This window comes from Alkalibacillus filiformis (assembly GCF_030814115.1).
Classification (GTDB): domain Bacteria; phylum Bacillota; class Bacilli; order Bacillales; family Alkalibacillaceae; genus Alkalibacillus; species Alkalibacillus filiformis.
Genome location: NZ_JAUSUP010000001.1, coordinates 467,844 through 489,911, shown reverse-complemented (window position 1 = coordinate 489,911; position 22,068 = coordinate 467,844). Strand labels below are relative to the sequence as shown.

Genomic DNA, 22,068 nt, shown 5'->3' with positions numbered 1-22,068 from the left:
ATTCAAAACTTTATTATAAAAAAACGAAGAGGAGCATGATTGCTACCCTCTTCGTTTTTCTTTATCATTGTTCATCATCAGGAAAATATTTTGTATATTGTGCTTCGACATAAGTAGCCGTTACTTTACCTTGATGATCACTGTCTACAACAAATGAGCCATTATTTTGTCGTGACTGTTCTTTAAACTCAAATGGTAATACTGAGTGCGTTTCCTCTTTTTCAGTTTCTAATACGACCGTTTCATCTTCTCCAACTACATGAAAACCAGCTATTCGATGTGGGTTGCGTTTCAACTCTTTAAGCATAATCAACCCTCGTTTGGCTCGTGCTCCTTGTTCAAACTGAGAAATGTTCATACGCTTACAAGCGCCACGGTGTGTAACGACAAATAAATTCGGATTTGTTAATTCAGCAAACACTTCCCCGTTGACGATATACTCCTCGTCTTTTAAGTTCATTGATTTTACCCCGGCTGCTTTGATGCCGATTGGGTTAACTTCTGACTCGTGATACCACAAACCATAACCACTATTAGACGTTAAGAAAATCTCTTGGTGTCCATCGGTAATGTGAACATTAACAACTTCATCATCACCTTTTAACTTCATTCCAACTATTGGCCGGTTGTAGCGTTGTACTTTGTAATCAGCTAAATTAGATTTTTTAATCATACCGTGTTTCGTAATCGACATGACATATAGCTCTTGTTCAAAATCTCGAACAGGAATAGCTTTAATCACTTTTTCATCTGTGCCAACAGAAACGAGACTTGCGATATGTTGACCCATATCCTTCCACCTGATTTCAGGTAGCTCATGGATTGGGAGGTATAAGTATTTCCCTTTATTTGTGAAGAGAAGTAAGGTGTCAGTTGTATTGACTTCATATAAATGGAGTAAAAAGTCTTGTTCCTTCTTCTGTAAATCTTCAACATTAGAAGCACTAAATGATCGTAAACTTGTGCGTTTAATGTAACCATCTTTCGTTACTGAGACGACAATATCTTCAGATGGTACCATCACTTCAAGATTGATTTTTAAGTCTTCAACTTCTGATTCTATTTTAGTTAATCTGTCACTCTTATAAGTTTTCTTAACACGCTTTAAATCTTGTTTAATTACATTTAGTAGTTTTGCTTCATTACCTAAAATTTCTTCTAAATATACAATTCGCTCACGAAGCTGGGCTGCTTCTTTTTCAAGTTCTGTAACGTCAGTATTTGTTAAGCGGTATAGCTGTAACATGACAATCGCTTCAGCCTGAGTTTCTGTAAAGTTATACTGTTCTTGTAACTTAATTTTCGCATCTTTTTTATCTTGTGCGCTACGAATCGTGGCGATCACATCATCTAAAATAGATACAGCATAAATTAAACCTTCAACGATGTGGGCACGGTCTTTCGCTTTTCTTAAATCATGTTCTGACTGTCGCTTTACAACTTCACGTTGGTGGTTAAGATAGGCATCTAAAATTCCTGGTAACGTCATAATCGTTGGTGTTTTATCAGAAATGGCCACCATATTGAAATGGAAAGAAACTTGTAAATCAGTATTTTTATAAATATAGTTTAGTACACCTTGACTATCTACATCTTTCTTTAATTCTATGACAATTCTTAAGCCTGTTCGATCCGACTCATCACGAACCTCAGAAATACCTTCTACTTTACGCTCAAGGCGTAACTCATCCATCTTCTTAACTAAGTTGGCTTTGTTGACGTCATATGGCAATTCGGTAATAACTATTTGCTCTTTGCCGCCTCGAAGTGGTTCGATTTCAGCTAAGCCACGCAGAACAATTTTGCCTTTCCCTGTTTCATACGCTTTACGGATTCCATCTTCGCCTTGAATAATGCCGCCAGTTGGAAAATCAGGTCCTGGAAGTTTCTCCATTAATTTATCTAATGTAGCGTTAGGATGTTCGATTTTATAGATGACAGCATCAATCACTTCAGCTAAATTGTGTGGCGGTATATCAGTGGCATAACCTGAAGATATACCAGTCGAACCATTGACTAATAGGCTCGGGAATTTAGCTGGAAGGACTATTGGCTCATAATCAGTGTCATCGAAGTTAGGGATAAAATCAACTGTGTCTTTATCGATGTCTTGTAATAGCTCTGAAGAGATCCCTGATAATCTTGCTTCCGTATAACGCATCGCAGCAGGTGGGTCTCCATCAATACTGCCGTTATTTCCGTGCATTTCAACAAGCCCTTCCTTAACTTTCCAAGATTGGCTCATGCGCACTAACGCTTCATAAACAGATGAGTCACCGTGTGGATGGTAGTTACCAATAACGGTACCGACCGTTTTAGCCGATTTACGAAATGGCTTGTCATGAGTATTTCTCTCTTGATGCATTGCATAAAGAATGCGTCGTTGCACCGGTTTTAAACCGTCCCTTACATCTGGTAAGGCACGGTCTTGAATAATATATTTACTATAGCGACCAAAACGGTCACCTATTACTTCTTCTAATGGCAAGTCTAAATACTTTGCTTCTTCAGCCAAACTTATTCACTCCTAGCTAAGCAATCTATCGTTATCGAGTATTGTGTCATCTTCTTCCATTCCGAACGCAACATTAGATTCAATCCATTTACGTCTCGGTTCTACCTTATCCCCCATTAATGTCGCAACACGTCTTTCGGCTCTAGCGACATCGTCAATGGTTACTCTAATTAAAGTTCTTGATTCAGGGTCCATCGTGGTCTCCCACAATTGTTCTGCATCCATTTCACCTAAACCTTTGTAACGTTGTATTGTATAACCGTTTTTGAACTCTTTCAGTAACTGATCCATTTCACTTTCTTCCCATGCATAGGCTTCTTTATAATTTTTTCCTTTGCCTTTTGAAACTTTAAATAATGGTGGAAGTGCAATATAAATCTTCCCTTGTTCAATTAACGGTTTCATATAACGGTAAAAGAAAGTTAATAACAATACTTGAATGTGGGCACCATCTGTATCAGCGTCGGTCATAATTATAATTTTATCGTATTGTGAATCTTCGATGTTGAAATCTGGCCCTACTCCAGCGTTAATAGTATGAATAATGGTAGCGATCTCTTCGTTTTTAAAGATATCATCAATTTTCGCCTTCTCAGTATTAATAACTTTACCTCTTAAAGGTAGAACAGCTTGGAAGCGGCGGTCACGTCCTTGCTTGGCAGAACCACCTGCTGAGTCACCCTCAACTAAAAATAGCTCATTTTTAGAAGCATTCTTTGATTGTGCTGGTGTTAACTTTCCGCTTAGTAAAGAATCACGGCGCTTACGCTTTTTGCCATTGCGTGCTTCTTCCCTTGCTTTTCTTGCTGCTTCTCTTGCATCACGGGCTCTAACAGCTTTTTTAATTAACATTTTGGATGCATCTGGGTTTTCTTCAAGGAAATAAGCGAGTTTTTCTGCAACAACACTGTCTACAGCACTTCTTGCTTCAGGTGTTCCAAGTTTACTCTTAGTTTGCCCTTCAAACTGCAACAATTGTTCAGGGATTCGTGTTGAAATAATTGCTGTTAGGCCTTCACGAATGTCGTTTCCATCAAGATTCTTGTCTTTCTCTTTTAAGAATTGCATTTTTCTCGCGTACTCGTTAAAAGCTCGTGTAATTGCTGTTTTAGCACCTGATTCATGTGTGCCACCATCACGCGTTCTAACATTGTTAACAAACGATAAAATATTTTCGGAGTAACCGTCGTTGAACTGCATAGCAAAGTCAACTTCGATTTCTTTAAACTTCCCTTCAAACGAGACGACAGGATGAAGTTCATCTTTTTCTTCGTTTAAGTAACCCACAAATGATTGTAAGCCGTCTGGATACAAATAAGATTCTTCAACACCTTCACGGTCATCCTTTAAAACGAGCTCAATACCTTTTAATAAAAAGGCTGCTTCTCTTAGTCGTTCAGAGAGTGTCTCAAAGTTAAACTGAATTGAAGAAAACATTTTTTCATCGGGTTTGAAGTGGATCGTCGTACCTGTCTTTCGAGTGTTGCCAACGACTTGCAGATCAGTAACTGCCTTACCACCTTCTTCAAACCTTAACTCATGCTTTTTACCATCTCGATAGATCGTTACAGTTAACCATTCAGAAAGAGCATTCACGACTGATGCGCCAACTCCGTGTAAACCACCACTCGTTTTATAACCACCTTGTCCAAATTTACCCCCTGCGTGTAGGATCGTAAAAATGACTTCAGGTGTTGGTTTACCCATTTTATGCATACCCGTAGGCATACCTCTACCTTCATCGCTCACTGAGATGGAATTGTCTTTATGTATAGTCACTTTAATTGATTGACCAAAACCAGCTAATGCTTCGTCAACTGAGTTGTCGACGATCTCAAATACTAAGTGGTGTAAGCCTCTATGGTCAGTGCTTCCGATATACATTCCTGGTCTTTTTCGAACGGCATCTAGCCCTTCTAGTACTTGTATGGAATCATCGTTGTAAAGTTCGTTTGATTGAGTCAATATAATAGACCCCTTTCTCTATATATGCTTCGTCTGAATAATACAATTCGTTAAGACAAGAGAAATCCCTGCTTGAAAGCAGAGATTTGTAGAAATTATTTTTCGACTGTTACAGCATGGACAACTTTAATACATGAATCCATTATGACTGTAAATCCGTTTTCCTTCAACAGATTATGTGCTTCTTCGTTAATAATCCCTTGCTGCGCCCAAAAGACTTTACAATTCGTATTAAGTGCATCTTCGGCTACGTCCACTAAATGTTCAGAACGTCTGAACACATTAATAATATCAATATTTTCTTCAACCTCTGCAAGCGTATTATAACTTTTTTCACCTAAAACTTCATCAACAGTTGGATTAACTGGGATGATTTTGTATCCTTCTTGTTGCATTGCTTCAGCAATTTGGAATGATGTTCGATCTTATTTGTCAGACAGTCCAACGACCGCAATTGACTTAGCATCCTCTAATAGCTCTTTCATTGTATCTTGTGTTGGATTTTCCATAACATCTCTCCTAAGTTTAAATAATCTTGTATTATAAGAATAGCGTGTTTATCGTTATTTCTCAACTTTCATTATAGTTTGTTGGTTTAATTTTCAACATATATTTAATATAAACTTCTTAATTGTTAAGACATTTGATAAAATAAACTATATTCATTTATAGAAAAGGGGAATCTTATGGAATATATAATTTATGCAATCATTGCTTATTTATTTGGCTCGATTCCATCTGCATTAATTATTGGTAAACTATTTTATAAAATCGATGTAAGAGAACATGGTAGTGGAAATCTAGGTGCTACTAATACATTTCGTGTGTTAGGTACAAAAGCAGGTTTAGTTGTTACGATCTTAGATATATTAAAAGGAACAGCACCTGTCTTAATCGTCGTTTTATTAGCTCCAGGGATTGAGCCGTTATTAGTCGGTGCCTTTGCAGTAATCGGTCATATTTATCCTTTGTTTGCTAAGTTTAAAGGTGGGAAAGCAGTTGCAACGTCTGGTGGAGTTTTATTAGGCGTTAGCCCGTTGTTATTTGTCATTTTAGTGCTATCATTTTTTATCTTTTTAAAGCTTTTCAAGTATGTCTCTTTAGCATCAATCTTAGCGGGTGTTACAGCAGTTGTAACAACATTAATTATGCAAGATTTAGGATTGATTATTGTTACTATATTTTTAGCAGCGTTTGTCATTTATCGCCATACAGATAATATTAAACGTATTAAAAATAAGACAGAGCCGAAAATAACTTGGTTCTAATTGATAACTTAAGGGTGATTAGTTGAAACTAAGAGTTGTAGTTATAGTCATAATCTCTACTTTTTTACTGGCTATTGTTGTAACAGCTACAAATACTTTAGGGTTTGATGAATTTGAACAAACTGAAGCAAAACCGATCGAAAAATGCCAACACACAATGATCACGAAGACCACGGGGATCTCATGACAAATGTTCAAGTCGTCCCTCTTGTTGAAGCAGATCAGTACGGTTTAGAAGATGCTCATGATATATTTGATGAAATAGCAGAACATATGCAAACTTACTCGTCTGATGTTACAATTGTACCTTATTTAGAATAAGTCTAATAAATTGAACTACTTTAACGTAATAATGTATAATTTAAATGTAGCTATGTTCTTCCCTTTAGATTTGAAAGGAGTCCTCGGTATGAATGAAACAGTAAAAAAACAACTTCCTGATAAACAGGAAAGACATAAATTATTTGGATCAGTTGAACCTGGTCCTAAAACAAAGCCAATTGAAAAAGAGCAAATGAAAGATTTGCAAAATACTAGAAAAGATTTCTTGTTCGAATTAGATGCTGTCGGGATCTCAAACGTTAAGCATCCTGTGATCGTTAATAGTTCTTTAACTCCAGAAACACAAACGACGATCGGTACTTTTTACTTCGCATCGTCCATTTCACAAGATTCAAAAGGTACGAACATGAGTCGTTTTACTGAACAGCTACAAACTTATTATGAAAACGGCCTTGTACTAACCTTGGAAACGTTAAAGTCATTCGTATATGAATTACGTCAACGTTTAGAACAAAAAGATGCTGAAGTAACAGTATCCTTCCCTTGGTTTTTCGAACGAAAAGCACCTTATTCTGAAAAGGCAGGCTTAAACCATGCCGATGCTTGGATTAAAGTTCACTATGATCAAGACGAAGGTTATGATGTTCGCGTAGGCGTTAAAGGTAAAATTACAACGTTATGCCCTTGTTCAAAGGAAATAAGTGAATATAGTGCTCATAACCAAAGAGGTAATATTGAGATGGAAGTATTACTTAATGAAGACTTTGATGAGGACAAGCTTGATTGGAAGTTTATCTTACTAGAAGCGGCTGAATCAAATGCAAGTGCACGTATTCACCCTGTATTGAAACGTCCTGATGAAAAAATGGTAACCGAACAAGCTTATGAAAACCCACGCTTTGTTGAAGATATGGTTCGATTAGTCGCTAGTGATTTATATGAAATTGATGAAGTTGAACGTTTCTTTGTTAAATGTATTAACGAAGAATCAATCCATCTACATGATGCTGTTGCATCGATCACATATGATAAGCGTGATGAACAGAGTGTTTAATCATGAAGTTCTTATTTACTTGGCCGATTAAGGTGTATCAGAAGTTTATTTCACCAATGCTTGGGCCGACATGCCGCTTTCATCCAAGTTGTTCACACTATAGTCTCACTGCTTTTGAGCGATTTGGTGTTATTAAAGGATTATTTTTATCGGTTAAACGAGTGTTAAAATGTCACCCATTTCACCCGGGTGGTTTTGATCCAGTTCCAGAGAAAAATGAGAAAAAGCAGAAGAGGCTGAAACAGAACTGATTCTAAAACACAAAACCCGAACGAAATCATTTTTTGATTTCGTTCGGGTTTATCTTTTAACATCGCTCCATCAAAATGCTTCGCTTTTACCCACAGGGCACAAGGGCAACATCTGCTCAAGCTTCCTACGGTCGCTTGTCGCAGTGTTTTCTTTGCAGGGGCGGCTGGTGAGCCAAGCTACTACTTCGAGTAATCTTCTTGTGCTTTGCACCGAGGAAGCCTACTTCGAAGATTAGCTAGAAGACGCAGGTGCATCCGGTGGGGTCTCACCCTGGCCTTTGCCATGACGACCTGGATGGTCTAATGTCGGCGTTGGTCACAAATGCAGATTTCTTTAACTTCTGCGCTTTAATTTGCGCCGAGTAACCGCAGGCGCAGGACGTGACCGTTTTTAGCCGATCAGGAGTCTACGCATTTTGATTCCGCTAGGTGACTGCTCAACTAAGATGAAATGTCAATTGTTCGTGCTTTCATCACACTCCACCCCTTTTGTCTCAACCTCTTTATCTTTCAACACTTTTAAATCTTTTTAATTGATCGATCTTACCTTCTGCTTTTAAAATATCTTCTTCAAATGATCCAATTAAATCAAAATGTGGATATTTTTCATCCTCATGAATCCATTTTGGTTTAAGTCCATGCTTCCTTCCCCACTGCTTTAATTTATCGACATCACGGCAACCTACTTTTGTAACGGTATTCATTTGTGGAAAGCGATCGTCAGCCCAATAGTGAGTTAAAAAGGCGATATTACCAGCTTCTACTTCTTTCTTCCATTGTTTTAATTCATCTCGCTTAATTCCGAACGCCATCAGCTTCACCTACTGCCTGTTCATACGCTTGATGCCAATCAGGAAAATGCTTTTTAATTGATATTGGACGGAAGTTTGATTTTTTAACACAAACGTGAGATGACGATCCGGTAACAGCTAAAGTGCCATCATCTGTATAAACTTCGTAGCCATAAACAACCCTAAAGCCATCATATTCTTTTATAAATGTTTTAACAGTAGCGACTTGGCCATAGCGAAGAGGCCTTTTATACTTTGCTTCGATATCAACGACTGGTGAAACAATCCCCTCTTCTTCCATATCAGCATACCGAAATCCTAACTCCTCAATTAAGTGTGTTCTCCCTATTTCAAACCAGACGAAATAGTTCGCATGGTAAACGACACCCATTTGGTCAGTTTCTTGATACCTTACTTTAACTTCTGTTTCATTTACAACCATGATATGTACATCTCCCTTGTTACACTTTGCTATTATTTTACTATATATTTTATATGAAATCTTACAGGGTAGCAAAAATAAGTCGTTAATCAAATATTAAAGCTGTCGAGTTCTCCCGACAGCTTTAATTCTAGTTATTTATTCTTCTTTTTGCGTTTCATATGTTCGTGCTCATCATGTACTTCGTCTCTCATGCCCTCAACTGACTGACGTCGACGTGCATTTTTACGACGAATTTCTTCTTCTTGAAATTCTGAAGCTGTTTCCATTGAGTGTTCTGCTTCTTGGATATTTTCTAGTGTATTTTCAATGTTTTCTTGAATTTTCTTTAAGTTATCACGTCTGTTGTCTGGTTTCGGCTTTTGGCTATGATTAGACATTCCATCCATCTCCTTTATGATGTAATTAATCATAGTTTGGGAAACCAGTCATGAGCTATGCATGTTTTTTAGGATTTCTAACTAATTCCATTCGCGATTCAATTTTGTCATAAATTTTGTCAAGTTCTTCTTGGTTGTTCAGGATCTTCTCCTTTTCATCTTTAACTAAAGATTGGAAAGAGAGTCGTTCTTTTCTACGCATCATGATCGTCTCCTTTTTTTACTAGGATTACCATGATTCGTAATGTTTATACTTAATCTAATTCTTCAATTTTTCTGACCATATCATCATATGAAAGTGGCCCGACATGTCTTGGGATTTGTAGTTCACCTTCAGTATTAACGAAATACGTTGTTGGCAGACTTAAAGCTTGGTAACGTACATTAACTTCTCCTGTTTCATCCATTAAAATTGGAAACGTTAATTGTAGTTCATCTATAAAGTCCTGCACTGTATCATGCGATGTCTCCTGGCTCGTCGCATTAACTGCTAAAATGACAACCTCATCATCATACTCCTCATGAATTTCTTGCATGTGAGGCATTTCTGCACGACAAGGTGGACACCAAGTAGCCCAAAAGTTGATCATAACTTTTTGTCCTCTAAAATCAGCTAGTTCAGCTTCCTCCCCATTAAGGGTTTGTAATTTGAAGTTAGGAGCCATATCTCCAACTTCTACACCATCTGTATCAATATCAACGCCATCAGGCTGAACAAAAATCCCATCCCCTTCTGGATCTCCTGCTGTATCATCAAACCACGTGTTATAAACGATGATTCCAAGTAATACACCGATAATGGCCAAGCCTAAAATACGCTTTAACATTGTGTTCAATTTGAATGATCTCCTTTCACTTTTTGGTTTAAGTACCATTCTGCAACAATTGTGAGAATAGCTAATAGTAACACTATAAATAATGTTTGAGTATATATATGAATTTCATTTTGTAATACTCTAAATAAAGCCCAAGTAATAACAAACCATCTGTATGCTTGGAAAACTTTAAATAAAGTAACAGGCTTAACTAAGCGAAACAAAATACTAATCAATACAATGTATGAGACAACCTCTATAAAAATGTAAAGGTCAAATCCGTATAGGAAAGACGTTGCTTGATCAAATACAATAAATACGAATATAGCTTGTAAGATTAACAATAATTGAACAGGAATAGTGATATTGTGGCGTTTAAATTGAACATAACTGAATACAGCAATTCCAATAACACCTAAAAGTAAACCTAACGTTCCACCGTCAAAATAAATAACAGCTAAAGGATTGTTTAACAGATCAGCTGGATAGTTAATAAAATAACTTAACTTCCAAACGACAATGAATACGATCCAATATTCAAGCATTAAATCGGCTGGTTTCTTTGGGAAATCATAATTAATCAAACGTTTGATTAAGAAGTGAGCCACTACTAAAGATGCGACTATACCAGCTATGTAAAATAAATAGGGTACAAATATGTTTAAAGGACCAATTTGAATTAAGTCGTTCATGCTACCACTCCCTACTCATTCATCATACCAAATTTTCTAAAAAAATACGTAAAGTATGGATTACGATTCAGTGAACTTCTATTACTAAATACAGGAATAAATATGGTGTGATTTGGCAAACTACGTATAGAGCTTACATATATAGGAGGAGTTTATATGCCAGACGATCAAAATAATCAACAAGATGCAAAAAATGAACAGCTTAATGCCTTTAAAAACAGTAATCAAAGTGAAAAATTAAGCACGAATCAAGGGGCTAAACTGTCTGATACGTCTCAGTCACTTACTGCAGGTGAACGAGGACCAACTATTATGGAAGACTTTCACTTCAGAGAAAAGATGACACACTTTGACCACGAACGAATCCCTGAACGAGTTGTACATGCAAGAGGATTTGGGGCTCATGGCTACTTTCAACCTTACGAGTCTATGAAGGAATTAACGAAAGCAAAATTCCTTCAAGATCCATCAGTAAAAACACCTGTATTTGTCCGCTTTTCAACGGTTGTTGGTTCCCGTGGTTCAGCTGATACAGTACGCGATGTTCGAGGGTTCGCTACAAAATTTTATACCGAAGATGGAAACTTCGATTTAGTTGGGAACAATATGCCGATCTTTTTTATTCAAGACGCGATTAAGTTTCCCGACCTCGTCCATGCAATAAAACCAGAACCCGATAATGAAATTCCACAAGCGTCAGCTGCGCATGATACTTTTTGGGATTGGGTTGTACAAAATCGTGAGTCAGCGCATATGATTATGTGGTTATTGTCTGACCGAGGTATTCCTAGAAGTTTTCGTATGATGGAAGGTTTCGGTGTTCATACGTTCCGCTTAGTAAATGAACAAGGGCAGGCAAAGTTTGTGAAGTTCCACTGGAAACCACTTTTAGGTACACACTCATTAACGTGGGATGAAGCACAAAAAATAGCCGGGAAAAATCCTGATTATCATAGACAAGATTTATGGGAGGCTATTAACAATGGGGAGTATCCTGAATTTGAATTAGGCATTCAAGTTATTGAGGAAAACCAAGAATTTGATTTTGACTTTGATATACTCGATCCGACGAAAATATGGCCTGAAGAACAAATTCCAGTCAAGATTATTGGAAAGATGACGCTAAATCGAAATCAGGACAACTTCTTTGCTGAGACAGAGCAAGCAGCATTTCATATGGGCAATATCGTACCTGGTATTGACTTTACAAATGACCCATTATTACAAGGTCGCTTGTTCTCTTATTTAGATACACAACTGTTGCGCTTAGGTGGACCTAACTTTCATGAAATTCCAATTAACCGTCCGATTGTACCTGTTCATAACAATCAACGTGATGGATTCCACCGTATGACGATAAATAAAGGAAAAGTGGCATATAGCCCGAACGGCTTACAAAACAATGATCCTAAGACTAGTTCATTTGCTGAAGGTGGATTTGAACATTACCAAGAAAAAGTCGATGGTTATAAAGTTAGGAAACGGAGTGAAAGTTTCAAAGATCATTATACGCAAGCGACTTTATTTTACAATAGCATGACCGAGCATGAGAAAAGACATATTCATAAGGCGTTTCACTTTGAGGTTGGTAATGTCAAAGACCCTAAAATTAAGCAGCAAGTCGTAGAGATGTTCAGTAATGTTAGTCATACACTTGCCAATGAAATTGCAAAAGGTGTTGGTGTTGAACCACCACAATCAAACAACCAAGAACCTCAAGTTACACCATCACCAGCATTAAGTCAGTTACAAACGACCTTCTCTTCTAATACAAGAAAAGTGGCCATTTTACTCGCTGATGGTTTTAAAAACAAGGAACTACAGGAAATGGTGACAACTTTGCGAAACAATGACATACACGTCGAGGTCGTTAGTAAGACGTTAGGGAAATTACACAGTGATCAAAATGAACCAGTCGATGTCCATAAAAATTACTCGACAACACATTCTGTTATGTATGACGGTATATTCATTCCTGGCGGGAAACAACATGTCGATCAGTTAATGACACACAAAGAAGCGAAAGACTTTATTAAAGATACATTCGCGCATGCTAAAACAATAGCAGCTAGTAATGATGCAGTCGATTTATTCTCAACTGTACTTCCTCAGTCCACACTACTTGCAACTAAACAATCAAACAACGAGCTGTTCAATGATCATGGTGTAGTGACGATTCAGTCTGAACAGTTACAAGATTTTAGCCAAACGTTTTTAGAACAATTAGCTCAACACAGACATTGGGATCGTGAGTTACAAGATGAAAAACAAGCATAACCGAAAAAAAGCCACCGTTTAAAACGGTGGCTTTTATAATAAAGTTTATTTTTCAACTGTTTGAAGCTTGTTACGAAGTACCATTGGAAGGATACCACCATGACGGTAGTAATCAACTTCTACGTCACTATCGAAACGTGCAACAACTTCAAATTCTGTTGTTTCACCTTGGTCATTTGTAGCTGTTACTTTTACTAAGTCATGAGGCTTGACGTCTTCATTAACTTCAACGTTCATGACCTCTTCTCCAGTTAAACCAAGTGACTCAATTGTGTCACCTTTCTGGAATTGAAGAGGTAGTACGCCCATCATAACTAAGTTAGAACGGTGAATACGCTCAAAGCTTTGAGCAATTACTGTTTTGATACCTAGTAAGTCAGTACCTTTTGCAGCCCAGTCACGTGAACTACCCATGCCGTAGTCATCGCCAGCAATTATACATAGTCCAGTACCTTCCTCTTTATATCTCATGGCTGCGTCGTAAATAGGCATTACATCGCCTGTTGGCCAGTGCGTAGTAAATCCACCTTCTTTACCGCCACCGATTTCGTTACGGATACGGATGTTACCAAACGTACCGCGCATCATAACTTCATGGTTACCACGACGAGAACCATATGAGTTGAAGTTACGTGGAGAAACATCTTTTTCCATTAGGTATTGACCAGCTGGCATATCTTTAGGAATCGCACCTGCTGGTGAAATGTGGTCAGTCGTTACAGAATCACCGAACTTACCAATCACACGTAAACCTTCTAATGGTGCTACTTCCTTAGGATCTTTAGACATTTCTTCAAAGAATGGTGGGTTTTGAATATAAGTTGAATCTTCATCAAACTCATATAACGGTTCATCCGTTGTTTGGATTTGGTTCCACTCTTCGTTTGAATCAAATACTTCTTCGTATTCTTTACGGAAGATTTCAGGTGTTACAACCTTCGCGATTTCAGACTTGATTTCATCTGATGATGGCCAGATGTCTTTGAAGAATACGTCATTACCATCAGCATCTTGACCTAATGGTTCATTTAAGACGTCAAGATCTACTGTACCAGCTAGAGCGTACGCTACTACTAATGGTGGTGAAGCTAAGTAGTTAGCACGTACTAATGGGTGAATACGTCCTTCAAAGTTACGGTTACCTGAAAGTACGGATGATACAGTTAAGTCAGAATCAGCAATTGCTTCCTCAATTTCAGGTAGTAATGGACCTGAGTTACCGATACAAGTTGTACAACCGTAACCCACAAGGTTAAAGCCTAACTTGTTTAGGTATTCCATTAATCCAGAGTTCTCTAAGTAGTTTGTAACTACTTTTGAACCAGGTGCTAATGAAGTTTTCACGTATGAAGGTACTTCTAAGCCTTTTTCTACAGCTTTCTTAGCTAATAGACCAGCACCTAACATAACGTGTGGGTTTGACGTGTTTGTACAAGATGTAATAGCTGCAATCGCTAATGCACCTGTTTTCATTGTCGTCTCGCCGCCGTCATTAAATTTAACAACAGCTTCCTTTTCTTTATCTTTCTCATCTAATCCAAAGCCTTGGTTACCAGCTGGAGCTGTTAACGCTTTGTTAAATGATTCTTTCATCTCTGAAAGCGGAATTAAGTCTTGTGGACGCTTCGGCCCAGATAAGTTAGGTTCTAAATCAGATAAATCGATCTCTACTAACTGAGTAAACGCGGGATCTTCTTGATCTGGCGTGTAGAATAGATCGTTCTTCTGTAGGTATTCCTTAACTAACTGGATTTGCTCTTCAGTACGACCAGTTAAACGCATGTAGTCTAGAGTCTCTTCGTCTACTGGGAAGAAACCACAAGTTGCACCATACTCAGGTGCCATGTTTGAGATCGTTGCACGGTCTGCAAGTGGCATTTCAGTTAGACCAGGACCGAAGAATTCAACGAACTTACCTACTACATTCTTCTCACGTAGAACTTGCGTTACTTTTAACGCTAAGTCTGTTGCTGTAGTAGCTTCTGGGAAACTACCTGTTAGTTTAACACCGATTACTTCAGGAGTTGGGAAATATGAAGGCTGACCTAGCATACCTGCTTCTGCTTCAATACCACCTACACCCCAACCTAGAACACCTAGACCATTGATCATCGTCGTATGTGAGTCAGTACCAACTAGTGTATCTGGGAATGCATCATAAGTGCCGTCTTCTTGCTGTTGTTCGTGTACAACGTTAGCAATGTACTCTAAGTTAACTTGGTGCACGATACCTGTTGCTGGTGGTACAGCGCGGTAGTTATCGAATGCTTTCTGTGCCCAATGTAAGAATTCATAACGCTCTTTGTTACGTTCGAATTCCATTTCCATATTGACACGTAGCGCATCCGCTGTGCCATATCTGTCAACTTGTACTGAGTGGTCAATGACTAAGTCAACTGGTACCTCAGGATTAATTTGATCAGGGTTTCCACCCATATCAACCATTGCTTTACGTAGAGATGCTAAGTCTACTACTGCTGGCACTCCTGTAAAGTCTTGCAAAATAACACGAGATGGTTTGAATGGTACATCGACCTTCTCGCCATCTGCCCATTTTGCTAGTTTTTCAATGTGTTCATCTTTAATAACATGACCGTCGTATTGACGTAAAACTGATTCTAAAAGAACGCGGATTGAATAAGGTAAGCGTGATACGTCGCCAAAACCTTTTTCTTCTAGCGTTTTTAGATGGTAATAGTTATAAGTCTTACCATTAAGCTCAAATTGCTTTTTTGCATTTGAAGAAAGATTAGCTACCATGTTACTTTACCCCCTTAACTTATGTAATATTTCGTCTCATTAAAATAATTAGCGTTTTTCTACAGAAAAGCCAATATTTCTGCACGTATTCATTTTATATTAAAAAGATATAGAAGTAAAACATTAAAACTAAAATTTTTGCATGAAAACGCTTACTTTAATCGATTATTTAGTTCTTGTAATGCTTTTCTTATTTCATCCTGTTCATGACGTTCCAAAGTCCGAAAATCAATCATGACTGAGTCGTTTTCAACCCTGACAATGATTGGGATCGAACATGTGCGCAACTGCTGACTTAACTGCTCAGCTGTCTGTACTTGACATTTGACTTTAATTCCAAAAGAATCAAGCTCTACTTCAGGTAATGTACCTCCCCCTACTTTAGACTTCATTTCACAAGGTTCAACTATTAATTGTTCAAAATCTCTTAATTCTTCTAAAAATACCATGACTTCGTCTTGTACGGTATTAGAGTCTTTTAAAATGTCACGTAAAGTAGGTATTTGTTCAACCTGATTAGTTAATGTTAGTCGAAGTGTTTCCTCAAGTGCTGCATAAGTCATTTTATCAACTCTTAATACTCTTGCTAACTGATGTTTTTTTAGTGTATCGATATACTTTTTCTTACCTGCAATAACGCCTGCTTGTGGTCCACCTAATAGTTTATCGACACTAAATGAAACAAGATCGACTCCTTTGTTGATTACATCTTTTACAATCGGTTCATCAGTTATCCCCTGACCACTCAAGTCATACAGTAAACCACTACCTAAATCTTCATAGTAAATTAAGTTGTGACGATGAGCGAGGTTTGCTAAATCTTTACGATCTACACTTGAAGTAAAACCACTCATGTAAAAGTTACTCGTATGAACTTTCATAATCATTTTCGTTTCGTTATGAATGGCTTGTTCATAGTCGAATAAATGTGTTTTATTCGTCGTTCCGATTTCTTTAAGGGTTGTACCGCTTTCTTCCATAATCGATGAGACGCGAAAGCTTCCTCCAATTTCAACTAGTTCGCCACGTGAAACAATTGCTTCATAGTTTTTTGCAAAGCTAGATAGAACCATGTAAACGGCCGCCGCATTATTATTAACAACGATTGCGGACTCAGCACCTGTTAAACTTGTAATATATTGTTCTACAAGATCGTGCCTTGAACCTCTTTTGCCAGTCGTTATATCATATTCTAAAGTTGAATAATATGAAGCGCTATTAACGACGTGATCTATAGCTTGAGGAGCTAATCGCGCTCGCCCTAAATTTGTATGTAAGATAGTCCCTGTCCCATTAATTACAGGTTGTAAGTTATGAATTTTATGTTGTTCTATTTGTTTGATTGTTTTTTCTATTATTAAATCAAATAGATCATCTACACTAAAATTTGAGAATTCATCGTTTAAAATTTCATCACGAACAGACTGAACGCTATCTTGTAGAGATTGTTTCGCCTCTTCGTATGAGATGTTATGTTGTTTAATTTCAACAACTATTCTGTTGTCATTAAGTAATTCGTGTATTGGTGGAATATTTCTTAATAAATTCATCCAATCGCTCCATAATTTAATTATTTCACTACTATTATAACTTAATTGAATGCAAACAATAAAGCAGCCCACCGTTTAGCTAAACGAGCGGGCCACATTTTACCTTAAGATTTCATTTCTTTAATAACTTCCTCAGCCTCAGGAAAAACGCCAGTGTCTAGTTTTGAATATAACTTTTTACCATCAACTGTTACTTCAAAAGCTCCACCAGCCGCTGGTACTAATTTCATTTCTGAAATTTCGTGACGGAATTTAGTAAATAACTCATCTGCGAAACTCGCAGCTTTTGGCGCGTAGTTTCACTGCATGCAAAACTCAATTGATACTTTATAACTCATAATTTTTACCCCCTTCTTAAATACTAGCCTATAAAACAACATAACCTTTTTCAACAATTTTCAATCATTTTCTAGTAAAATATAGGTGAATGTAATATTGTAACTTTGGAGGTGATTCATATGAGTAAGGAACGTGATGAAATTTTACGTCTAACTTCCCTTTCATCTAAAGCTGGGTGAGGATGTAAACTCGCACCGAGCGAGCTGACTCAAGTGTTGAGTCAAGTTGAACGAAAATCAGATGATCCTCAAGTATTGTATAGTCAAAACAGTTCTGATGATGCGGGTGTTTATCAAATAACAGATGAGCTAGCAATGGTTCAAACGGTTGATTATTTCACTCCGATTGTCGATGATGCATACACATTTGGACAAATTGCAGCCGCTAATGCTTTAAGTGATGTTTATGCTATGGGGGCAGATGCTAAAACAGCTTTAAACATCGTTGGTTTTTCTGTAAAAAAATATGGATCAGATGTATTAGCTGAAGTGCTTCAAGGGGCTGAAGATAAAGTGCATGAGGCTGAAGCTTCTATTATAGGTGGTCATTCAATTGATGATGACGAACCGAAATTCGGACTATCTGTAACTGGTTTTGTGCATCCTAATCAATTATGGACGAATAGTCAAGCGCAAGCTGGAGATGTATTAGTCCTTACGAAACCAATCGGTATTGGAATCATCACAACAGCTATTAAAAAAGGCTTAGCATCTCAACATTTAGCAGATGAAGCCATTAAATGGATGGCGCAATTAAATAAGTATTCAGCAGAACAGTTGCGTCCATTTAAGCCGCATGCTGTGACAGACGTTACTGGTTTTGGATTATTAGGCCATGCTTTAGAAATTGCAAAAGGTAGTGAGAAATCACTAATTATAAATCACAACCAAGTTCCTGTTATTCAAGGCGTTAAAGAGCTTGTCGAACAAGGTGCTGTTCCTGGTGGTACTAAAGCTAACCTTAATTGGTTAGATAAAAATGTAACATTTGAATCACATGTACAGGAACAAACAAAGGTAATCTTAGCTGATGCCATTACTTCAGGTGGTTTATTAATCTCAATGAATTGTAACCAAGCTGAGCAGTATGTTAAACAAATGGATGAAGTGTTTGGCGACCGAGCGTATATCATCGGTGAAGTTGTTGAAGGATCTGAAAAAAGTATTTATGTAAAATAAACTGCACGAGACCAAATGTTTGTCATTTGGTCTCGTGCAGTTTTTTTCTTATGTTTTTTACCTGACCGTTGGTATCAGGTGATCCGCTATCGGTGGACGCTTGCCGCGGGCACGGCTCGAGCCTCCTCGGCCCAAAAAGCGGGGCCTGTGGGGTCTCGAGACACGTGCTGTTCCCGCAGGCGTCGCCACCTTCACTCCTCACCTGATACCAACTTTGTGCTTTAACCATAAAAACAAAAAAAGTAAGCAAATCCCTTATTAAACGAACACCCCTGTCATTTTGTTATCAACGGTAGTTACAGGAAATGATTTAAGTGTTATGATTTCTGATAAACATCTACATAGACACATGGCATAATAAGAAATCTAGTTAACAAACAATCCGACATTTGATCTTAAATCGTTTTAAATAGTCAAATTATTACTTACTCCACTGTCTTGCGTTCTCCAACCTTTTCGTGAGTTCGAGCTCATCTAACTTTTCCAGTAAGGGAATTAAGTATTTGCGTGACAATGATAACACTTCTTTTGCCTCTTTTAACGTGAATTCGTCATCAGTTTCCTTGCGAAGCTGATCCACAGCGTTATGAAATGATTCATGACTGACAATAAGCTCTTCAGATAGTTGAACTACTTGATCTGTTGTAGTTAAGTATTGTTGCAAATCTACAACAGTATCTTGGCCAACAGTTGGAAAGTAGTTTATAAACTTTTCTACGTGTAAAGCATCTTGTTTTAGTTTAGCCAGTCCTTGGTCAACCTCATCTTTTAAGTCGATATCAATATATGGTGTAAATGTTGGCAATGCAATGCAGTTGTTTATTTGTTTAAAGTATTTTTCATCAACCAAATGGTCTACTATAACTTTCCCTACTTTTGCTTTTACCGGCAATAATTGAACGAATTCTGCTTTTGGATAACCTTGCCTTAAAGGGAAATGGTTATGGTAGTTAGTTAACTCAGTGCTAAGTATTTGAGTATATTTTTCTAACCAGTTACTCGTCATCATTAAATCATTAATGAAATAGATCTTGTTTTGTTCATACAAAGTATTTAATATTTCATGACCATCTGTTGGGTCAATTGCTAAATGGTTAACCATTTCTTTCTCTTTAGCAACGCCTTTTTGATCAATATAGTCAATGATCGCTTCATCAATGCTTAACTCGCTCTGCTGTTTTAACATCTTAACTGTATGAGTTCCGAAGCGGTGTCGTTCAGCTGGAGCATTAATGATTTGTCCACCACCAATTGTCTCGATAGGTGTTGCTCTTCTTAAAATGAAATAGTCATGTCTAGTAGCATAAACGGTCTGGTCTAGCTCTACTTGAGCGTAGACTTCTTCGTTTGCATTTTGAATTTCATTTCGGTCAAATAGGATTAACCTACCATAAATCTCACTCGTACCGGTATGGAATTTAATTGGAGACCTTTGTTTAATAGCTTTAGTTAGATTCGGGCTTATATGTAATTTAATGTCTATTCTCTTTGATGCTTCATGGTTGTTCGTTGTTAAGACGTCACCTCTTCTTACAGAATGGTAATCCACACCCTTTAAGGCAATTGCTGTTCGTGTACCTGCTCTCGCTTCACTTGCCGTTTGTCCAAATTGTTGTAGACTCTTTGCTTCTGAATTAATTTCTTGTGGCTTTATTGTTATTTGTTCTCTTTCGGTAATCGAACCTTTAACAATTGTCCCTCTAACAACTGTACCAATCCCATGCACGTGGAACGCTTGATCGACTGGCATTCTAAAAAAGCCTGAATGATCTTTTTCGGGCATTCTTTTTAGAGTTGAAATTAAGTCGGTCTTTAATAGGTCTATTCCATTTCTACTAACCGAATCTACACAATAGATTGGAACATTTTCAAATATTGTATTTTCAATATGATGATTAATGTCATCTTTTACGAGCTGTAATAACTCTTCTTCTACTAAATCGACTTTAGTAATGACTATGTATGCATGATTTATTTCTAAATAATTTAGAATCTCGATGTGTTCAACTGTTTGAGGCATAACCCCTTCATCAGCTGCGATGATTAATAATGTATGATCAACACTTGATACTCCCGCAATCATTTGTCTAATGAACTTTTCGTGGCCTGGTACATCAATTATAGATAACGAATATTCCTGATCAGCATATAAAGGTGCATAACCTAATTCAATTGATATTTTTCTTTCTTGCTCTTCTTTCAGTCGATCTGTTTCTACACCTGTAAGAGCTTTCGTTAATTCTGATTTACCATGGTCAATATGGCCTGCCATACCAATAGTATAGTTACTTTTTGTCATAAACCCACCAACTAGCATTAAGAAAATTTTACTTGAAAAATACTACCTTTTGGTTCACGGTCTCTAATTAATAGTTCTGCTTCATGATTTTTTAAAATATCAATCGTGACCATTAAGCCTAAGCCAGTACCTTTATCTTTAGTTGTTAAGAACGGTTGACCTAATCTTTCTTTTAAAGAATCAGGAACACCTTCTCCCTCATCGATCACTTCTACAGATAAGTAGTGATCATTAGTTACTTTAATTGTAACTTCTCCAGGTTCATGCATCGCTTCAATAGCATTTTTAATCAAGTTAATGAAAACTTGCTTAATTTGTGACCTGTCACATAGAATCATAAAACTTTCAAGGTCACTGTCTAGTACGACTTCAACATCTTCTAGTCTTGCTTGTGAACGCATAAGCATACATACTTCTTCTAGCATTTCTACTATGTTTGCTTCTTTAAATTCGTTCGGTGATGGTTTTGCGATGTAAAGAAGTTCAGATGAAATGGATTCAATTTTTTCGATTTCATCTTTCATAATGTTTAAATATGCTTCTTTACCTTCAATGCCAGTCTCTAAAAGTTGTAGAAAGCCTTTTAAAGACGTGATTGGGTTACGGATTTCATGCGCGACACTAGCAGCGAGTTGACCTGCTGTTGACAATTTCTCAGAGCTCACTAGCATTTGTTGTGCTTGTTTATGTGCCATAATGTCTTGTGTCACACTAATATAATAGTGTTGACCTGTTTTACGGTCAACTATTTTCCCAGAATGGGCTTGGCAATCTATATATCTACCATCTTTATGTAGCACACGAAATTCGTGTCTTAATTTTTCGTTGTCTTCGAGCTTCTCAAGACATCCATAAAGTGATTGTCGGTGTTCTGGATGGATATAGTTTATAATAGACTTACCAATCAATTCATTTTGTTTATAACCGAATACTTCTTCAACAGTAGTGGTTATATAAATTATGTTAAAAGATTCATCATATATCGTTTTGACAGTCATTGAGTTTTGATCAATCCATGAATTAGCAGCTTCTATTACCCCACCATATTCAACGTCGTAAAATAATTCGTTTACATCTTTAAAAGTGACATCGTTCTTCATAATCGGGTTGATCCTCCCCTCATTTGACGAATAGTTTATTAACAAACTATGATATAAGCTAACAAATTATAACAACTATTCTCATTTTAACTAAATAGTTTATAATTGTC

The 22,068-nt window shown here is 37.2% G+C and carries 19 protein-coding genes and 2 pseudogenes; 7 read left to right on the top strand and 14 right to left on the bottom strand.

The genetic code is table 11. From position 1 onward, the window contains the following. Positions 1-64 precede the first annotated feature (64 nt). The 3 genes and pseudogenes from parC to J2R98_RS02675 all read right to left on the bottom strand — a co-directional run bounded on the left by parC (position 65) and on the right by J2R98_RS02675 (position 4,989). A complete protein-coding gene (gene parC, locus J2R98_RS02685) occupies positions 65-2,515 on the bottom strand; it encodes a DNA topoisomerase IV subunit A (protein WP_307065856.1) in 2,451 nt (816 codons plus the stop codon). Positions 2,516-2,527: 12 nt separating this feature from the next. After that, a complete protein-coding gene (parE, locus tag J2R98_RS02680; protein ID WP_307065854.1) occupies positions 2,528-4,480 on the bottom strand; it encodes a DNA topoisomerase IV subunit B in 1,953 nt (650 codons plus the stop codon). 95 nt (positions 4,481-4,575) lie between these two features. Beyond that, positions 4,576-4,989, bottom strand: a pseudogene (locus J2R98_RS02675) (CoA-binding protein). A gap of 177 nt (positions 4,990-5,166) precedes the next feature. On the opposite strand from J2R98_RS02675, the gene plsY reads away from it, so the two are divergent. The 5 genes from plsY (at position 5,167) to yidD (ending at position 7,335) form a co-directional block, all read left to right on the top strand. Next, positions 5,167-5,748: a glycerol-3-phosphate 1-O-acyltransferase PlsY gene (plsY, locus tag J2R98_RS02670; protein WP_307065852.1), complete on the top strand. Its 582-nt coding sequence runs from the start codon at positions 5,167-5,169 to the stop codon at positions 5,746-5,748. A 22-nt stretch (positions 5,749-5,770) separates the two neighbouring features. Further along, entirely contained in the window at positions 5,771-5,935 is a 165-nt protein-coding gene (locus J2R98_RS02665; RefSeq protein WP_307065850.1) for a hypothetical protein, read from the top strand. After that, positions 5,932-6,069, top strand: coding sequence for a hypothetical protein (locus J2R98_RS02660; protein ID WP_307065848.1), 138 nt, complete (start codon positions 5,932-5,934; stop codon positions 6,067-6,069). Before J2R98_RS02665 ends, J2R98_RS02660 begins: the two co-directional genes overlap by 4 nt. Positions 6,070-6,157: 88 nt before the next feature. Continuing rightward, entirely contained in the window at positions 6,158-7,084 is a 927-nt protein-coding gene (gene folE2 / locus J2R98_RS02655) for a GTP cyclohydrolase FolE2 (protein WP_307065846.1), read from the top strand. A gap of 2 nt (positions 7,085-7,086) precedes the next feature. Continuing rightward, positions 7,087-7,335, top strand: coding sequence for a membrane protein insertion efficiency factor YidD (gene yidD, locus J2R98_RS02650; protein WP_307065844.1), 249 nt, complete (start codon positions 7,087-7,089; stop codon positions 7,333-7,335). 503 nt (positions 7,336-7,838) lie between these two features. Here yidD and J2R98_RS02645 read toward each other — a convergent pair. The 6 genes from J2R98_RS02645 to J2R98_RS02620 form a co-directional block, all read right to left on the bottom strand. Further along, positions 7,839-8,147: a hypothetical protein gene (locus tag J2R98_RS02645; protein ID WP_307065842.1), complete on the bottom strand. Its 309-nt coding sequence runs from the start codon at positions 8,145-8,147 to the stop codon at positions 7,839-7,841. Then, positions 8,131-8,568 carry an acyl-CoA thioesterase gene (locus J2R98_RS02640; protein ID WP_307065840.1) on the bottom strand — a complete coding sequence of 146 codons (438 nt, stop codon included), beginning with the start codon at positions 8,566-8,568 and terminating at the stop codon, positions 8,131-8,133. The genes J2R98_RS02645 and J2R98_RS02640 overlap by 17 nt, the downstream gene beginning before the upstream one ends. A 134-nt stretch (positions 8,569-8,702) precedes the next feature. Then, on the bottom strand, positions 8,703-8,948 hold the full coding sequence (tlp, locus tag J2R98_RS02635) for a small acid-soluble spore protein Tlp (protein WP_017185725.1): 246 nt from the start codon (positions 8,946-8,948) through the stop codon (positions 8,703-8,705). A 55-nt stretch (positions 8,949-9,003) separates the two neighbouring features. Further along, on the bottom strand, positions 9,004-9,150 hold the full coding sequence (locus J2R98_RS02630; protein WP_307065838.1) for an FbpB family small basic protein: 147 nt from the start codon (positions 9,148-9,150) through the stop codon (positions 9,004-9,006). Between the two features lie 52 nt (positions 9,151-9,202). After that, on the bottom strand, positions 9,203-9,775 hold the full coding sequence (locus J2R98_RS02625; protein ID WP_307066903.1) for a TlpA family protein disulfide reductase: 573 nt from the start codon (positions 9,773-9,775) through the stop codon (positions 9,203-9,205). A 5-nt stretch (positions 9,776-9,780) separates the two neighbouring features. Next, entirely contained in the window at positions 9,781-10,455 is a 675-nt protein-coding gene (locus J2R98_RS02620; RefSeq protein ID WP_307065836.1) for a hypothetical protein, read from the bottom strand. Positions 10,456-10,611: 156 nt separating this feature from the next. Here J2R98_RS02620 and J2R98_RS02615 point away from each other — a divergent pair, with 156 nt between their 5' ends. Further along, positions 10,612-12,732, top strand: coding sequence for a catalase (locus tag J2R98_RS02615; RefSeq protein ID WP_307065833.1), 2,121 nt, complete (start codon positions 10,612-10,614; stop codon positions 12,730-12,732). 45 nt (positions 12,733-12,777) lie between these two features. Here the strand turns inward: J2R98_RS02615 and acnA are convergent, their stop codons facing one another. From acnA to J2R98_RS02600, 3 genes and pseudogenes are all read right to left on the bottom strand, one after another. Continuing rightward, positions 12,778-15,492 (bottom strand): aconitate hydratase AcnA, encoded by a 2,715-nt coding sequence (gene acnA / locus J2R98_RS02610; RefSeq protein ID WP_307065831.1) that lies wholly within the window; start codon positions 15,490-15,492, stop codon positions 12,778-12,780. A 152-nt stretch (positions 15,493-15,644) separates the two neighbouring features. Beyond that, the gene (selA, locus tag J2R98_RS02605) at positions 15,645-17,042 is read right to left on the bottom strand and encodes an L-seryl-tRNA(Sec) selenium transferase (protein WP_307065830.1); all 1,398 of its coding nucleotides are present in this window, start codon (positions 17,040-17,042) and stop codon (positions 15,645-15,647) included. 104 nt (positions 17,043-17,146) lie between these two features. Continuing rightward, positions 17,147-17,329: pseudogene (locus J2R98_RS02600) on the bottom strand (Rdx family protein); the annotation flags it as partial. Positions 17,330-17,500: 171 nt separating this feature from the next. Between J2R98_RS02600 and selD the strand changes: the two are divergent. After that, entirely contained in the window at positions 17,501-18,559 is a 1,059-nt protein-coding gene (gene selD / locus J2R98_RS02595; RefSeq protein WP_370871918.1) for a selenide, water dikinase SelD, read from the top strand. Between the two features lie 421 nt (positions 18,560-18,980). On the opposite strand, the gene selB is transcribed toward selD, so the two are convergent. Beyond that, complete coding sequence (gene selB, locus J2R98_RS02590; protein WP_307065828.1) at positions 18,981-20,858, bottom strand: selenocysteine-specific translation elongation factor; 1,878 nt, start codon at positions 20,856-20,858, stop codon at positions 18,981-18,983. Positions 20,859-20,875: 17 nt separating this feature from the next. Beyond that, positions 20,876-21,958: a PAS domain S-box protein gene (locus J2R98_RS02585; protein WP_307065826.1), complete on the bottom strand. Its 1,083-nt coding sequence runs from the start codon at positions 21,956-21,958 to the stop codon at positions 20,876-20,878. Positions 21,959-22,068: the final 110 nt, after the last annotated feature.

What these genes read in the sequence shown, in the direction of transcription:
- J2R98_RS02585 (WP_307065826.1), bottom strand. Translation starts at nt 21,958, where the DNA reads ATGAAGAACGATGTCACTTTTAAAGATGTAAACGAATTATTTTACGAC.
- acnA (WP_307065831.1), bottom strand. Translation starts at nt 15,492, where the DNA reads ATGGTAGCTAATCTTTCTTCAAATGCAAAAAAGCAATTTGAGCTTAAT.
- folE2 (WP_307065846.1), top strand. Translation starts at nt 6,158, where the DNA reads ATGAATGAAACAGTAAAAAAACAACTTCCTGATAAACAGGAAAGACAT.
- selB (WP_307065828.1), bottom strand. Translation starts at nt 20,858, where the DNA reads ATGACAAAAAGTAACTATACTATTGGTATGGCAGGCCATATTGACCAT.
- J2R98_RS02660 (WP_307065848.1), top strand. Translation starts at nt 5,932, where the DNA reads ATGACAAATGTTCAAGTCGTCCCTCTTGTTGAAGCAGATCAGTACGGT.
- selA (WP_307065830.1), bottom strand. Translation starts at nt 17,042, where the DNA reads ATGAATTTATTAAGAAATATTCCACCAATACACGAATTACTTAATGAC.
- J2R98_RS02625 (WP_307066903.1), bottom strand. Translation starts at nt 9,775, where the DNA reads ATGTTAAAGCGTATTTTAGGCTTGGCCATTATCGGTGTATTACTTGGA.
- J2R98_RS02630 (WP_307065838.1), bottom strand. Translation starts at nt 9,150, where the DNA reads ATGCGTAGAAAAGAACGACTCTCTTTCCAATCTTTAGTTAAAGATGAA.
- J2R98_RS02640 (WP_307065840.1), bottom strand. Translation starts at nt 8,568, where the DNA reads ATGGTTGTAAATGAAACAGAAGTTAAAGTAAGGTATCAAGAAACTGAC.
- yidD (WP_307065844.1), top strand. Translation starts at nt 7,087, where the DNA reads ATGAAGTTCTTATTTACTTGGCCGATTAAGGTGTATCAGAAGTTTATT.
- J2R98_RS02615 (WP_307065833.1), top strand. Translation starts at nt 10,612, where the DNA reads ATGCCAGACGATCAAAATAATCAACAAGATGCAAAAAATGAACAGCTT.
- J2R98_RS02620 (WP_307065836.1), bottom strand. Translation starts at nt 10,455, where the DNA reads ATGAACGACTTAATTCAAATTGGTCCTTTAAACATATTTGTACCCTAT.
- J2R98_RS02645 (WP_307065842.1), bottom strand. Translation starts at nt 8,147, where the DNA reads ATGGCGTTCGGAATTAAGCGAGATGAATTAAAACAATGGAAGAAAGAA.
- plsY (WP_307065852.1), top strand. Translation starts at nt 5,167, where the DNA reads ATGGAATATATAATTTATGCAATCATTGCTTATTTATTTGGCTCGATT.
- tlp (WP_017185725.1), bottom strand. Translation starts at nt 8,948, where the DNA reads ATGTCTAATCATAGCCAAAAGCCGAAACCAGACAACAGACGTGATAAC.